The 15,652-nt window shown below is 54.2% G+C and carries 12 protein-coding genes; 10 read left to right on the plus strand and 2 right to left on the minus strand.

Features of this window, described 5'->3' with window-relative positions:
* Positions 1-314: 314 nt before the first annotated feature.
* The 7 genes from JMJ16_RS35735 (at position 315) to JMJ16_RS35765 (ending at position 9,407) form a co-directional block, all read left to right on the plus strand.
* Complete coding sequence (locus tag JMJ16_RS35735) at positions 315-1,691, plus strand: lipopolysaccharide biosynthesis protein (RefSeq protein WP_201389433.1); 1,377 nt, start codon at positions 315-317, stop codon at positions 1,689-1,691.
* Positions 1,688-3,853: a glycosyltransferase gene (locus JMJ16_RS35740; RefSeq protein WP_201389435.1), complete on the plus strand. Its 2,166-nt coding sequence runs from the start codon at positions 1,688-1,690 to the stop codon at positions 3,851-3,853. The genes JMJ16_RS35735 and JMJ16_RS35740 overlap by 4 nt, the downstream gene beginning before the upstream one ends.
* Before the next feature lie 120 nt (positions 3,854-3,973).
* Positions 3,974-5,644, plus strand: coding sequence for a hypothetical protein (locus JMJ16_RS35745; RefSeq protein ID WP_201389436.1), 1,671 nt, complete (start codon positions 3,974-3,976; stop codon positions 5,642-5,644).
* 246 nt (positions 5,645-5,890) lie between these two features.
* Complete coding sequence (lepB, locus tag JMJ16_RS35750; RefSeq protein ID WP_201380870.1) at positions 5,891-6,445, plus strand: signal peptidase I; 555 nt, start codon at positions 5,891-5,893, stop codon at positions 6,443-6,445.
* Positions 6,446-6,604: 159 nt separating this feature from the next.
* On the plus strand, positions 6,605-7,165 hold the full coding sequence (locus tag JMJ16_RS35755; protein WP_201389437.1) for a hypothetical protein: 561 nt from the start codon (positions 6,605-6,607) through the stop codon (positions 7,163-7,165).
* Between the two features lie 244 nt (positions 7,166-7,409).
* Complete coding sequence (gene lepB, locus JMJ16_RS35760; protein ID WP_236601871.1) at positions 7,410-7,946, plus strand: signal peptidase I; 537 nt, start codon at positions 7,410-7,412, stop codon at positions 7,944-7,946.
* Between the two features lie 186 nt (positions 7,947-8,132).
* A complete protein-coding gene (locus JMJ16_RS35765) occupies positions 8,133-9,407 on the plus strand; it encodes a phosphatidylserine/phosphatidylglycerophosphate/cardiolipin synthase family protein (protein WP_201389439.1) in 1,275 nt (424 codons plus the stop codon).
* Positions 9,408-9,562: 155 nt separating this feature from the next.
* Here JMJ16_RS35765 and JMJ16_RS35770 read toward each other — a convergent pair whose 3' ends face one another.
* The gene (locus JMJ16_RS35770; protein WP_201370744.1) at positions 9,563-10,075 is read right to left on the minus strand and encodes a peptidylprolyl isomerase; all 513 of its coding nucleotides are present in this window, start codon (positions 10,073-10,075) and stop codon (positions 9,563-9,565) included.
* Positions 10,076-10,157: 82 nt separating this feature from the next.
* Positions 10,158-11,129, minus strand: a complete 972-nt coding sequence (locus JMJ16_RS35775) for a peptidylprolyl isomerase (protein ID WP_201389440.1) — start codon at positions 11,127-11,129, stop codon at positions 10,158-10,160.
* Between the two features lie 503 nt (positions 11,130-11,632).
* On the opposite strand from JMJ16_RS35775, the gene dnaB reads away from it, so the two are divergent.
* The 3 genes from dnaB to JMJ16_RS35790 are packed head-to-tail and all read left to right on the plus strand — an operon-like array spanning position 11,633 to position 15,516.
* Entirely contained in the window at positions 11,633-12,976 is a 1,344-nt protein-coding gene (gene dnaB / locus JMJ16_RS35780) for a replicative DNA helicase (RefSeq protein WP_201370742.1), read from the plus strand.
* An 18-nt stretch (positions 12,977-12,994) separates the two neighbouring features.
* Entirely contained in the window at positions 12,995-13,753 is a 759-nt protein-coding gene (locus JMJ16_RS35785; RefSeq protein ID WP_201380881.1) for a DnaD domain-containing protein, read from the plus strand.
* A complete protein-coding gene (locus JMJ16_RS35790) occupies positions 13,741-15,516 on the plus strand; it encodes an ATP-binding protein (protein ID WP_201389441.1) in 1,776 nt (591 codons plus the stop codon). Before JMJ16_RS35785 ends, JMJ16_RS35790 begins: the two co-directional genes overlap by 13 nt.
* Positions 15,517-15,652: the final 136 nt, after the last annotated feature.

Here is a 15,652-nt window from a genome sequence, read left to right on the forward strand (position 1 = left end):
ACACGCAACAAACCTTGTGCAGAGGACCGTCTTTTATCCTAAAAGCACACACCCTCTCTATACATACTACTGCTTGCTACTACCATGTGCCTCACTGCCTCACATATCGACACAACTATACATTGCCCTACAATGATCTATTATGGTACATTATGGTACACAAAATGCACCTCTACAAGCCTTTCCCGAACTCTCTGCTACAATGAAAGAGAGTATGGGTTCTGTTTGGATACTCTGGTTTGTATTTTTTATTTTGTGGGGTTGGGATTCAATGTTGCTTTGTGGTAACGTGGTGCGGTATGGGTGGAGGGGTCATGCTCTTACCACGCTCAAATAATATTCGCTCTCATTTACAAAATATTCACCTTCCGGGTCTGCTCTCTGATCGTGAACAGGGAGGTTTCTTACTTCCAGGCTACTGGCATCTCTATGCGACTCTCTACGCGACACTCATTACATGCTGCACACAGGTGCTCATTATTCGTACGCTCGGCCCCGATGACTTTGGCATCTTTGCGTTTGTGCAGTGGCTCGGCGCGTTGGTGATCCCTTTGATTGGCATAGGGGCCTCAGCACCTGCTAATCAGCATATCGCAGGCACGCAGAGTCACGAAGCCCCTCGCCTGGTAGCCGGAATCTTCTATTTTCTCTGGTGCCGCCAGTGCTGCCATATCGGCTTCTATATCCTGGCCTGCCTGATCCTTGTCACTCCTGTTGCCTGGTTCTTCCACATACCCAGTCGCTCTCTCCTTCTACTCGGCAGCCTCTCGAGTCTTCCCCTGCTCTTTAGCAACATTGCCGGGGTGACGCTGCGTGGTCAGCAACGCTCAGATCTCCTACTCATGCTGCAAATTTTTGGAGCCTTTGTCAGCTTCCTCCTGGTGGTTGTCGCCCTGCACATCGATGGTGAACGGATTGGCATCTTTTTACTGGCACGCGCCATCGCGGATACTCTTACACTGGTCATGGCTATGATCTGCGTGCTGCGCCTGCTCCCAGTCAGCCAGGCTCATGCTCCCAGTCACCTCTTCCGCGAGCGACTGGTACGCAAGATCAGAAACTCACCGCTCTTCTTTCTCATTGATGCCATCGTCTGGCAACGTAGCGAGCTCCTCCTCCTGGCTCTCTGGTATCGCCCCGCCTACCTGGGCTTCTATGCGCTGGGCGCGCTGCTAAGTAGCTGGCTGATGAGCTTGATCCCGCTGCTTTTTTCGACCTTTCTCGCCCCACTCTGTACCCAACTGCTCCTGGTCTCACGCGCGCACTGGCTCTGTAGCTCTCCGCAACAACAATTTATCCATACATCATGCGCGATGGCAGTCTTAGCCTTCCCGCTCTGCGGCCTTATCATGCTGCTCTGCCCCTTTCTTATTCAACTCTGCCTGGGGCCAGAGTTCCTGGAGGCAGTCGTACCGTTCCGTATCCTGCTGGTCTCCGCCGCCTTTGGGAGCGTGGCTTCGGTCAGTACAACCTACCTGGCAACCTACAAGCAGCATCCCTTACGCCTGCGTCTGGGATTATGTGCTGCTATCCTCAACATTCTGCTCGCGGTCCTGCTTACTCCCTATTGGGGTCTTTCAGGCGCGGCCATCGCCAGCGCCAGTGCACAAATTCTCTCGGCAGTGGGGTCGATACTGCTCTGCCATATTTCGCTGAAAAAGCAGGTGGCGCTAGCGCCCAAGGAGGTATGATGACACTTCACCAGTACCATTCGCCAAATACCGATGCCCATATCCAGTCGATTGCGGTCTATCACTCCCAGGGGAGGCCACAGCTACCGCGCTTGAGCATTATTCTCTGTACATATAACCGCCGCAACCTAGTTCTCTCGGCGCTCTCCAGCCTGCACCGTCAAACGTTGCCACCACACCTCTACGAGGTGATAGTGGTTGATAATGGATCAAACGACGGGACGGCTGAAGCCATACAAAACTATCTGCAATCGCTCTACGATAAACGCACACCATCCGAAAAACACTGGCAGGCACGCTGCATCTCTGAATCCCAGAATGGGCTGGCCTACGCACGCAACACGGGACTGGCTCATGCACGTGGAGAGATTGCCGTCTTCATGGATGATGATAGCATCGCGGATGCCAACCTGCTAGAGGCACTGCTACTCGCTTACCACGAGACCAACGCGGACGCCATTGGTGGACGCGTCGATATTCGCTGGGAGGGCGATCGGCCTTACTGGCTCTCGGACGAGTTATTGGATGTCCTGGGTTATTTTTCGCCCTTTGGTTTCGAGCAGAAGCGCCTGCCAATGCCGCCTGGTCTCGCGTTTAGCAATTGCTGTTTCTCCGTAAAAATCAAATCACTGCGCAAGGTGGGTCTCTTCTCGCCCTATATTAGCAAACGCCTGCATAGTCCTACCAACTTAGATGTAGAAGAGTTATGCCAGCGCCTACGCCAGCATGACTGCCAGCTCTGGTATGAGCCACAGGCTCTGGTCTTTCATCGCGCGCCAATTGTACGTCTACAAAAAGCCTTCTTTCTAGGGCGAGCTTACTGGCAGGGGCGTGCTGAAATCCTGGCCCGCTATGCCTGTCAACCTCGCGCCGATGCGCCAGCACCCTCCACGACACGCCAGATCCTCCTGGCGGCGTTTATGGAGTGTCTGAATATTCTCAATATGGCCTGTATCCAGCGCCCCCTGATCGTGCTTGCTCACAAGCCAACTTCGGAGTATATGATGGCGGCGATGGAGCGGGCACGGGCCGCGGGCCGACTGCGACAGCTCATCCAGGCACTCTACCATGCCCCTGCCGAAATCACGCTTCCCTCGGTTCTCTTTGTATATCCCAATAAAGAAGAACAGCCACGCGTTCTCGACTATTTAAAAGATGAGGTTCCCCTGGTCACAAAAAAGCGGGCCATTCCGCTCAACTGGCTCTGGCGTCATCGTGCCTATCAGCAACGCTCCATTGGCGTGGTCCATATCTACCAGCCAGGCGCTTTCAAGCTCTCCTGGCTTGCGCGACGACGCCTCCTGTTCTCGCTCTGGGTGGCGCGCCTCCTGGGTGTTACCATCGTTGCGACGGATGCGGGGGGCTGGTGGCACAATTTCCCAGGTCGGCGTGCCCGTAAATGTCTGGAGATTGAGTATACTCTTCTCTCGAGAAGTAACGCGATTCAGGCTTTCACGCGCCAGCCCCAGGACCTCTATGCCGAGAAAGAGCTGCGCCAGCGTACCTATGGCCTCTCCTATCCCGGCTCACGCGGGGCCAATCCTCCCCTTATTTTGCAAGAGCAGGCGCGTAAGCAGCTTGGCCTGACCGAACCAAATACCTTTATCTATCTCTGTCACACGCATTTGCACACTGAGAGCGAGGTCTTACAGCTCATACAGGGCTTTCAAGAGATACAACAGGAGATGGCTAATCGCGAGCCGGAGCCTCTCCAACTGCACCTGCTCCTGGCAGGTCCTCCTGCAACCAAACGCTTCACGCGCAAGCTCAAACGCATTGCCTACGTGGATGAGCATGTTCATGTGTATCCCCAGGCGCGCGAGGCTGATCTTCCGCTCTACATGGGCGCGTGCGATGTAGTGATCTTTCCTCACCGGGCGAATATCACTGTTGGCAACCTGCACGCTGCGATCCAGGCTGCATCCTATGATCGACTGGTTATCGCGCCTACACTGCCACGCTACCAGGGGATGCTTCCTCTACACACTGGTATTTATTACCAGCCTGAAAGTCCTTCATCGCTGTCAGAGGCGCTCCAGGCTGCCACACGTCGTTACTATCATCCCACCACAGACGAGCTTCAGTCTCTGGATTCTGTGATTAGCTGGCGGCGTTATGCGCAAGAGCTTATAGATCTTTATAAGAAGCTTATCTTCCATTGACATCTTATTTTAGACAACGTATGCTTGAGTTGGGGTAGTGGGGCAACTTCACTACCCCCGACATTCTTCCCTGGATGCAACCACCAGGGCTGCTCTAACGTTAGGAATTGTATGGTATTTTTGAAGAGATTCCGCATCGGCATATCTGAATTAATCTTGCTGGCCTTGGTTGTCGTGGCTATTGTCCTTCGTATTGCACTTATTTCTCTCAACTGGCCAACGACCAACAGCGATGAGAGCGTCATCGATCTAATGGCCCTGCATATCGCCTTTCGGGGCGAACATCCCATCTTTTACTATGGGCAATCCTATCTCGGCTCTCTGGAAGCCCACCTGGCCTCTCCATTTGTTCTGTTGCTTGGCCCATCGGTCTTCACGGTACGCCTGCTTCTGATAACGCTTTTTGCGCTCTTTCTCATACTCCTGTATAACCTGACCAGTAAGCTCTATTCACGGAAACTGGCCCTCTTTAGCGTCCTGCTTCTAAGTTTTGGCTCGCTTGATATGTTAATTCAAGAGCTTAAAGCCTTTGGACGCTATCCCGATATCCTGGTTTTAAGCACCTCGCTGCTGCTGCTAACCGCGCACCTGGCCCTGACTACCCCTACCGCCACGCTCACAATACGCCGCCGCCTCCTCTTCTTACTTGAGGGTATACTCTGTGGCCTGGCCGTCTGGACCGATCAGATTACCCTTCCGTTTGTGGGACTGTCCCTGTTGCTCCTGCTGGTCTTCTGCCGCAGGGAGGTTCGTGGCTGGAATCTTGTAGGCCTGCTGGCTGGCTTTCTGCTGTGTATCTCGCCCATGGCGTATTACAATATATCTATGCCTATCACGCACAATACCTTCAACGATATCATCAACGTGAATAAAGTCATGGCCAATGAGATGGCAGCCCATAATATCTCTCCCTGGCGGCGCCTGGTTGGCTCACTCCTCTTTGCCCTGCCGGCGATTACCGGCTTTAACCCCGTATGCACAACTGAGAGTCTTCCTCTCTTTGGCCCGACAACGGCCGCCACATTTACCTGTAGCATCACACAGGGCCTCTGGTCTCTAGGCTACCTGGTGCTCTGGGGGAGCGCAACTGTGATGGCGGTGACCTCGCTCTGGCGGCACTGGCCACGCCAGGAACCACTGGCCAAGTCGCCAGCCTATCGAACGCTCGTGCTGGAGGCTCTGCGCCTGGCCTTGCTGCTCAGCGCGGGCGCGATTCTACTGCTCTATACGGTGAGCGCCTCTTCGGCGGTCAATCCTGGCCCGACGGCACGTTATCTCTTGAGCATGTGCGTCGCGCTCCCTGCCATACTCTGGCCACTCTGGCGGGGCATCCAAACGCTGGCGTTTCCAGAAAAGGGAGGCGAGCGCCTCCTCTTCTTCGCTCGCGTGGGCGCGCTCCTGCTTATCCTGGTCATGTTAGTTGTGGGGACCATTCGTACCTTCGCTGATACGCCCAACGCACAGGCCGCCTACGAGCGCCAACAAACCCTGGTGTCATACCTGCTGTCACACCAGCAGACGCGTATCTATTCGGAGTACTGGACGTGTAATCGCCTGATCTTCGCATCAGATGAAAACATTCTGTGCAGCAATCTCGATTACAACCTGGAACCTGGGCAGAATCGTTATCCTGAGTATGCGACGATAGTAGGCCAGGTCCCTTCACCAACCTATGTCTTTCCGCTGACCTCCTTGCAAGCACATAATTTTGAGGCCACAAGGTACGCGTCAGATCCAACGCATTACCGGCGTGAAACGGTAGCCGGCTATGTCATCTATTCCAGGCGCTAGAAAGTAGAGAGCATGGGAGGATACGCCTCCCCATGCTCTCTACTTTCTAGCAAGCTCATAGACTTTCAGCTATAATGACAGGCAATGGCATTCTCTGTCGCAGGATACCCTATCCACAAAGCAAGCCCTCATCCGTGAGGCCATCTTTACCGCATAATCCTGGGTCGTGCGCACGTGCCATCCACGTTCTTTTAAGCCAGCGGCGCAAAACCCTTGACATAAAAAAAGAAAAGGCGAGGTTCAACGTTGAAACAACCACGTTCCCATCTTGTACGCGAACTCGTGGAGATCATTGTCCTCACACTCTTGATCTTCTTTCTGATCCGCCTGGTCGTGCAAACCTACCAAGTCGATGGGCAAAGCATGGAGCCTTCACTCAATGCGAATGAGTATGTGCTCATTAACAAGGTGGCCTATATTTTTAAGGCCCCTGAGCGCGGTGATGTCATCGTCTTTCACTATCCGCGCGATCCTCGCGTCGACTATATCAAGCGCATCATTGGTCTGCCTGGAGACACGGTTCGCATAGATAGTACTCATGTCTGGGTAAATGATAAACTTCTCGATGAAAAGGCTTATATTAGTGCGCCAGTCAATCCTTTTGCTAAAATATGGAAGGTGCCACCTGGTCAATACTTTGTACTAGGCGACAATCGACCTGTGAGCGATGATTCACGCTACTGGGATTATGTTCCCAAGGCCAATATTATCGGCAAGGCCGTGCTCGTCTACTGGCCTGTTAACAGGTGGAAATTTATTAATACTCATTCCGATACCTTCGCGGGAGTCGGAAAGCAGTAATTCGTCCGTGCCTTCAAGCGCTTCACGACACGTGTAGTGGCGAATGCCATAGCGCAAACAGTTTGTTTGCCAAAGCGTTACCACTACCGTGCACTACCCCTACAGGTAACGCGAAGTGTGCCGAAGCGTTACATTGTATAAGAGGAATACAAAGGTTCTATGCGTAATCGATCTTCTTACGATCCCAATGAGGATGCTGGTGTCTACGCCCCCCCGGCCAACGCGACCAGTCGCGCCCTGACCATGGGTGTGATCTTTGGCCTGATTGGCGTCGTGCTCAACGTGATCATCAACTTTTTGAGCGTGCCCGCCTATGCGAACCAGGCTCGTGAAGCCTCCGCTGGCCCCTGGACTTATCTCGCCCTGGGCCTAGGTTGTCTCGCCCTTATCATCAATATCGTTCTTTGCTTTATCGCTGGCTTTATCACCGGCAAACGTATCATCGTGCGCCGCCCTGCCTTCTGGACTGGTGTCGTGGCCGTCGCTATCATCTATATCGCTAGCTTTCTCCTGCGCTATATCCCCGGTTATCCTGGCAATATTTCGGGGCAACAATATAGCGGCCAGGTGGCTGGCGGCATCGCGGTTGAGTTGGTGATCCTGGTCATAGGCTGTCTCTTTGGTGGTATCTTCTCACAATGGGGCGCGATACGCGCGACCTTAAACCATCCCTACTATTATGGGGCGGAAGAAGAGGAAGAGGAAGAGGAAGGGGAATAGCCTACTTTCCCCCTCACGTCTCCCCAAACATAGCCACTCGGTACTACTCCAGTCACCTGCTTAGCTATACTGTTAAGTAGAGAATGTCATGAGCAAGTTCTTGGCTTGGCCCCTCGCACCTGCGGCGCTCGCCTTGTTTTATTGAATGGTGCAGGTTGGCAGCCTCGGGCTGCCAACCTGCACCATTCAATAAAAATAAATTGCATGCAGGTTTCCGAGGGGGAGTATGTGGAGAGGGAGTGGTGTGTTGAACCAGCGACAGTTTGTGCGAGAATGCGTCGAAATCGCCGTCTTTGTGGCAATCCTCTTTTTTGCCTTCCGTATCATTCTACAAAGCTACCAGGTGACCAGCACAAGTATGAGCCCAGCCATTGTCCAGTCTTCGCTGGTGCTGGTCAATAAGCTGGCATATACCACGCATAATCCTGAACGCGGCGATGTGATTGTGTTCCGCTATCCTCGCGATACACGTATCGCCTATATGCAACGCGTCATTGGCCTGCCGGGCGATAGCATCCTTATCAATGGCGAACATATCTGGATCAACGGTCGCCAGCTCCATGAGCCATACACACGGCTTTCTTATGACAATCCCTTCGCCAAAACCTGGCAGGTTCCCTCAAACCAGTACTTTGTGCTCGGCGATAATCGCCGCACCAGTAACGACTCGCGCCTCTGGGACTTTGTTCCACGCGACTATATTATCGGCAAGGCCGCTTTTGTCTACTGGCCCATGGACCAGTGGCAATCCGTCAATAACTTCTCCGATGCCTACCGCTAAAGAACCTGTAGGGTCCATGCTGGCATGGACTCTCCTGCGCTTAGAAGGTCGCTGCGCTCGCAGTCCATGCCAGCATGGACCCTACGAATTCGGTGAGCAAACCACTAATGGACCACTTTGTATAGTAATAGTGGTACGCTTTTTTGTCCATGGAAGCAAACAGTCAGACTGGAGGGTTACTATTCTATGCCGACGCCTGAACACATTCCCAGGCTGACCTCCCGGCAAGCACGCTTCTCGCTCTCCTGCTTGCTCTGCTGGCTGCTCATGGCAATCTTTGCGCCCGCCTTCGTGGTCAGTATGATCTTACTGGTCGTGGATCAGCGGCGCAAGCAGGCACGTCCCCAGGGGCATCTTACCCGCATCCCAACCTCCCCCGTCTACGTCGTCAATTCCGAGATCAAGTTGTACACCTATGGAGAGGATCTCTACGCGGATATGCTGGCAAGCATCGAGGGCGCGCGTAAACATATCTTCATCGAGACCTTTATCTGGAAAGGTGATGCGGTGGGACGGCAATTCAGAGACGCATTAGGTCGTGCAGCGGCCCGAGGTATCGAGGTCTATGTTATCTACGATTCTTTCGCCAATCTCGTTGTGCCACGCGCCTTCTTTGCCTCTTTTGCGCCACAGATTCACATGCTAGCCTATCCCTTTCTCACGCTCCCTTTCAATCCCTTGAGCCTGGCCAGCTACGCACGCGATCACCGCAAGATCCTGGTCGTTGATAGTCGCGTGGCCTTCCTGGGTGGCTATAACATTGGCAGTCTCTACGCAACACACTGGCGCGATACGCATGCACGCATCATCGGCCACGATGCCTGGGAGGTCGAGGCCACCTTTGTCGATTTCTGGAACACCCATCGCACGCGAGATCTACCACGGCTGGCAGCGAGTGCGAAACGTGATTGGGACCCCTATATACAATTCTTCCGGAACGAACCCTCCGTTCTGACCTTCCCCATCCGCGCCTCCTACTACGAGGTCATTGATCGGGCGCGCAAGCGAATCTACCTGACGCAGGCCTACTTCATTCCCAATCGCTTTTTCATCCGCCTGCTCTTCAAAGCTGCCGAGCGTGGTGTTGATGTACGCATCCTCCTGCCAGCCATCTCTAATCACGTTATCGCCGACTGGCTGGGGCGTGCCTTTTATACGACCTGTCTCAAGGCTGGCATTCGCCTCTTCCTCTACCAGGATGCCATGGTGCACGCTAAAACCGCGACCATCGACGGCATCTGGTCAACGGTCGGCACTGCCAATATCGACCGCCTGAGCATGCTTGGAAACTATGAAATCAACCTCGCCATCTATAATCGCGAACTCGCGACCCAGATGGAGACTATCTTTCATAACGATACAACCCACGCCCGTGAACTATCCCTGGTAGAATGGGAGAGCCGTCCACGCCTCCACAAATACGCCGAGTATCTCCTGCGACCACTCCGCCCCTTCCTCTAAATTCTTTCCTGCCTATTTTTCCAGGTAAAATAATGTGGAGCGTGTACGCTCTAACCCTTCTCCAGGTAAAAATGATGTGGAGTGTGCTGGCAGCCTATGGCTGCCAGCACACTCCACATCATTTTTACCTGGGTGAGCACCGCAGGCGCGAGAAATTATTCCTCGATGATATCGATGGACTTAATCTCATCGCCGGGGCGTGGATCACGCTGTGGATCGCGCTCGCGAATAGCCATCAGCACATCCATGCCATCAACGACCTGGCCGAAGACGCCATGACGCCCATTGAGGTGAGGCGTGGGACCATGCGTGATAAAGAACTGAGAGCCGTTTGTGTTTGGCCCCGCGTTGGCCATCGAGAGAATACCAGCCTTGTCATGCTTAAGACTAAGCGCGCCCTGCTCGTCATTGAATTTATAGCCGGGACCACCCATGCCGGTACCCGTGGGATCCCCACCCTGGGCCATAAAACCACCAATGACGCGATGGAAAGTGGTGTTGTTATAGAAACCCTCGCGCGCCAGGAAGACAAAGTTGTTGACTGTTATTGGCGCCTGTGCGGCGAATAGCTCGATACGAATATCGCCCTTGCTAGTGTGCATGACGGCGGTATATTTCTTCTTGGGATCAATCTGCAGTGCAGGTGCACTGTTATATTGCTTGGCCACGAAAAACATCCTCCTAAAGCTAACAACAAAAAACAGTGCACTGTGTACAGACACAATGCACTGTACTCCTTACATTGTACCTTTAGGAGGCAGGAACAACAAGTACATGATTCATTACATCAGAGGTAATGTTCTTGTTGCTATCGCTTGGACCTTGCAGGGCCAGAGCGACGTCCATGCCTTTGACAACCCAGCCGAAGGTGTTGAAGTTTTGTCCCTTCAGGCCAGTGGAGTTGTCGCCAGTGTTAAGGAAGAACTGACTACCAGAGACTTTATCGCTGCGCGCCATTGAGATCGTGCCCGCAGTATAATCGCCATTTTTCCCCGTCTCGTCAGGCAGCGTATAGCCAGGGCCGCCCGTGCCATCCCCCTTGGGATCACCACCCTGGGCGATCTGAAGGTTGCCAGCGTCTTTCATAACACGATGGAAGGTCAGCCCATCATAGAACTTGTTCTGCGCCAGGTAGACAAAATTATTGACTGTCTCAGGTGCCCACTGGGGCATCAGTTCGAGGACAATCAATCCGCGATTGGTATTGATGCCAACGCAGTAGGTCGTCTTCTGGTTGATGGTCATAGCCGGGGCCTTATCGTAGCTGTGCTTAATTTTGTCCTTATCTGCGGAACTCGGGGCTGCGGCGGTATCAGTAATCTTGCTCAGGATATCAGACTTGAGACAATTAGAACTGGTGAAGGCCTGCTTATGATCTGCTGGCATACTCGCGACTACAGTGGTTGCCTTCGCTTTCACATCTGGAGCGAGCGTCGCAATGGCAGTCGCCTTCTTCGCGTTTGAAGCTTGTTTAGCTGGGGGAGCGAAAGGGCCAACGTGGTTGAAATACAGGAGGGCGACGCCGGCTGCGATAACCAGGATAGACATGGTAATCGCCCATGGATATCGTGCTATCCCACGAGCTGGCGCTTGCTGCTTTGGAGTCCGCCGCTGCTGGGACTGCTGGGCAACTTTTGGCTCAACCTTTGGCAGTTCAGTAGCGTGCGCTTTCGCTATGCGCGCCGCCCGTTTTGTGGCTGTACGTTTTGTCGTCTTTGGCATGGGTTCTTAGCGATGCTCCTTTTTTCTTATGCGGTGGTCCTCTATACCGCATAATTCTTTGTGTTATAATAAACCTCTTGCATGGTTGGGTCAAGCCCTCCTCCAGGCTACTATTTCCTTCGTTCTCGCTCTCTTCCCCATTTGACTCCCCTCATACATCTCACGTCCTCCTAGGACAGGTTTCCCCCTCACATACCAACTTTCCTACTTGTACTTATCCACAATCATGCCAATTTTTGTGGATAAGTATGTGGATAAGTTCGGGGATAACTGCTTTTAAGTGGGGATAACTCCCATTCTTTGGTGGATAAGTGAGAAATAACCTTTTTCCTACCCACAAAATCTGCCGTTTTGACGCGAAGATATCCACATATCCACATAGCACAGCCATTCCTGGCATTTGATTTCGGGCGCCAGATTCGTTACACTTTGAGCACACACTTTTCCATCTGAAATACAGATCATATTTTTCTTAGTTATTCGTAGATGCTGGAGTCGCTGACGTGGAAAAACTGCTACCGCAAAATGTAGAGGCCGAGTGCGGTGTACTTGGGAGTATCATTATCGATCCTGAAGCTATCGTTCAGGTGGCAGACTTTCTACGCGCCGAAGACTTCTACCGCGACGCGCACCGTGTCATCTTTGAAGTTATTGTTCAGCTTTACGAGCAACATGAGCCAGCCGACTTCATCACCATTTGTGACGAGCTAGAGCAGCAGGGAAAGCTCGAAGAGGTGGGCGGGGCCGACTATATTACCTCGCTTGTCAACCTCGTCCCCACCAGTGCCAACGTTGAGCACTATGGGCGTATCGTATCCCGTACCGCCATCCTCCGGCGCCTGATTCACGCCGCCGGGCAGATCGCCGCCGTGGCCTACGACGAAGGCGATGCCGACGTGGCCCTGGACAAGGCCGAGCAGCTTATTTTCGAGATCAGTCAGGGTACAACGCGCTCAGACTTCTCCGCCATTAACGATGTCCTCACCAGCTACCTGATGAAGCTAGAACAGCTTCATGAGCGCCGTGGCACCATCGTGGGTGTGCCAACTGGCTTCACAGATCTCGACCGCCTAACGGGCGGCTTTCAGCGCTCAGACCTGCTCATCCTGGCCGCGCGTCCCGCCGTTGGTAAGACCTCGTTCGCCCTGAGCCTGGCGCGCAATGCCGCCGTCCGCTATCAGCAGAGCGTGGCCGTCTTCAGCCTGGAGATGAGTAAGGAACAGTTAGTACAGCGCTTCCTCTCTATGGAGGCCAGCATCGACCAGCAGCGCCTACGCACCGGCTGGATTGAGGACGAAGACTGGGAGCAGATCGAGCAGGCTATGGGGCGCCTCTCGCAGGCGCGTATCTACATCGACGATACGGCGGGCATCTCCACCATGGAGATGCGCAGTAAGGCCCGCCGCCTCGCCAGCGAGCAGGGACTGGACCTGATCATTGTCGATTACCTCCAGCTCATGCAGTCCTCCATCGGAGGCAAACGCAACGAGAACCGCGTGCAGGAGGTCTCCGAGATCAGCCGTAACCTGAAGGGCCTGGCCCGCGAACTTGACGTGCCCGTGCTGGCCCTGGCGCAGCTCTCCCGTACCGTTGAGAGCCGCCAATCCAAGGTCCCCCAGCTCTCGGACCTGAGAGAAAGCGGTTCCATTGAGCAGGACGCTGATATAGTGATGTTCATTTACAGAGATGAAGTATACAATCCTGATACTGAGCGCAAAAACATTGCAGATATAATTGTTGCCAAGCATAGAAATGGTCCTGTGGGCGAGGTGAGCCTCTTCTTCCAGGCGAGCCAGACGCGCTTTGCGGACCTGGAAGTCGATGTCTCGTCGAGCGTCGAAGAGTAAGGGTGGAGGTGGACAGCTATGAATGCGTTTGCCGGATTCCCTGCCGGGAAAAATAATCCCTTTGTGCCGATACCAGAGGTCTTTTTTACACAATTGCTGCCGGAGATTGAAGATAGCGCCGAGTTGAAGGTGACCCTGCATCTCTTCTGGGTTCTGGCGCGTATGCAAGGTAATCCGCGCTGTGTGAGCGATAGGCAGTTACTCGGTGATCAGCTCCTATTACAGGGTCTCAGACGTCGTGGAGATCCACGCCCGCCAGAAGAGCGTCTACAACATGGCCTGGAGCAAGCGGTCGCGCGTGGCACGCTGCTATGCGTCCATTTACGCCTCCTGAGTGAGGGCGATGACGTCATTGCTTGGTACTTCTTCAATACTGCCCGCAGCCGCAAGGTGGTTGAGGCGATCGAGGGCGGTGAGATGATGCCGGGCAGCTTGTTGAAAGTGGACGAAGAGCATGAGCTTCCTGAACAGAAACGGCCTGTTGCTGCGAGGGAGTATGCTACATCTAGAGGGCATGCTCCGCCGTCCCCGGCAGACCCAGCCTATGCGCAGGTTCAGGTCGATCGACCAAATATCTTTACACTTTATGAACAAAACATTGGACTACTTGGTCCGATGATCGCGCAACAGCTAGAAGATTATGCCGAGCGCCTCCCACCAGAGTGGATTGAGGATGCGTTTCGCGAAGCTGTAGAAAATAATAAACGCAGTTGGAGTTATATTCGCGCTATTCTTAAGCGCTGGGAAACGGAAGGCAGGCAATCATGGAGAGCCTGAATCGTATTTTTAGTCGCACCCAATCCAGGCGCCAGCCAAATATAAATATAAATACGGATGAGCAACAGCATCGTCGCCCAGGCACGCCTATGGGCGCAGCTCAGCCACGTCCAGCCGCTTATCCGCGTCATCCACAGCCCGAGGCACGTATGCGCCCAGACAATCGGAGAGCGGAGTTGCCGCCAGCCAACCAGGCACAGGCGCCGCAGATGCCTTCAATACCCACCACACGCTTCCTCTCTGGCGGGCAAGGCGATCCGCAGACAGCGGCCTTTACCGACTATCCCTATACAGAAAGCGGTCAGACCTACGAAGGCGAGGCCTATGAGCTACCCGCACGCCCTCGTCCGCGTGGCTCAGGTGTCCAGCCACCACTCAATAGCACGACCGCGACGCACTACCCGGCACAACCACGACGCACCCAGGGGCAAGCACCCAGGGCGCCGATGCCGTCTCGCCCTGGCTATCCTCCCTACCATCACGATGACTACGCCCATGCACTACCAGCAGACGTCGTTGAGGAGTGGAGCAATGAAGAAGGGCACGAGGATGGTCCAGGGATAATGTATGGGGATTGGGAAGGGGACAGCGACGAGAGCTACAATAATAATTATTATAATAATCCCAATCACAATCCAGTCGCCTATGATGCGCAGCATACAGATGTAGAGACGCTCCAAACGTCGCCGTTTCATGCGCCCTATCAGCCTAACTATGCGCCACGCCCCGGGCAACCGCCCGCGGCACGCTACAACACGCCCACGCCGCCACGTACGGGCCACACTACCCGTGATATGAGCATGCCAATGCCATCTCACCCTGGACAGCAGATACAACCACACTTGCCATCTACGCGCGCGCCACAGCCCCAACTGCCAGTTGCGGCTCAGCCCCCGGTCGCGCAGCCTCAGTATCATGCTCGTGTTACACAGCCACTCGATCCGCGCCACCTGGAAGAACTCCGCCGTGAGCGCCTAGAGACAGAGGCCTTTCGTGAGGCTATCACGCGCGACATCGCCAGGCGCCCACGTCTGCCGGAGCCAGTCGAAAGCCGGGCCTTACAGCCAGCACGAGCACGCTGCCCCCATTGCAAAGGCGCGGGCTATCTGCGCGCCAATGTCAACTTTGGCCATCCCAACTTTGGCAAGCCCATTCCCTGCACCTGCAAGGTTGCTGAGGTCAAAGAGAAACGCCGCACCCAGCTACGCGAGATGTCGAACCTGGATGCCTACCAGGACTTCAATTTTGATACTTTTAATCCCCAACGCCCCGGCGTCTATGAGGCCTATCGGGCCGCCTGGGAGTTCGCGCACGACCCGCAGGGCTGGCTACTCCTGATCGGACCCAACGGTTGCGGCAAGACACACCTGGGACTCTCCATTGCACACCAGCGGCTAGAGGCGGGCGATGTCGTGCTCTTCTCCGTGGTTCCCGACCTCCTCGATCACCTGCGGGCAGCCTTCGCCCCCAATGCCACCGAGGTATACGACCAGCTCTTCTCTAAGATGCGCGAGGCGGGGGTACTCATCCTCGACGACCTGGGGGCGCAGCAAAGCTCTCAGTGGGCCAAAGAGAAGCTCTTCCAGCTCTTAAACTATCGCTACAACATGAGCATGCCAACGGTGATTACCGCTAATCCTAAGGGCCTACAGGATATCGATGAGCGCATCCGCTCGCGCCTGGGCGATATCAGTCTGGTGCGCCGCGTCAATATGAACCAATCACAAGATTATCGCCCCATTCATCCCGGCCGCAACGAATAATAACCCTAAAGGAAGTATATGGATGTGATGCGGGCAGCCAACGGCTGCCCGCATCACATCCATATACTTCCTTTAACTTAACAACATGCTTTTGCATGTCAGAACTTCTTGTCCTTGCGTTTGACACATCCAGGTG

This window comes from Ktedonobacter sp. SOSP1-52 (assembly GCF_016587395.1).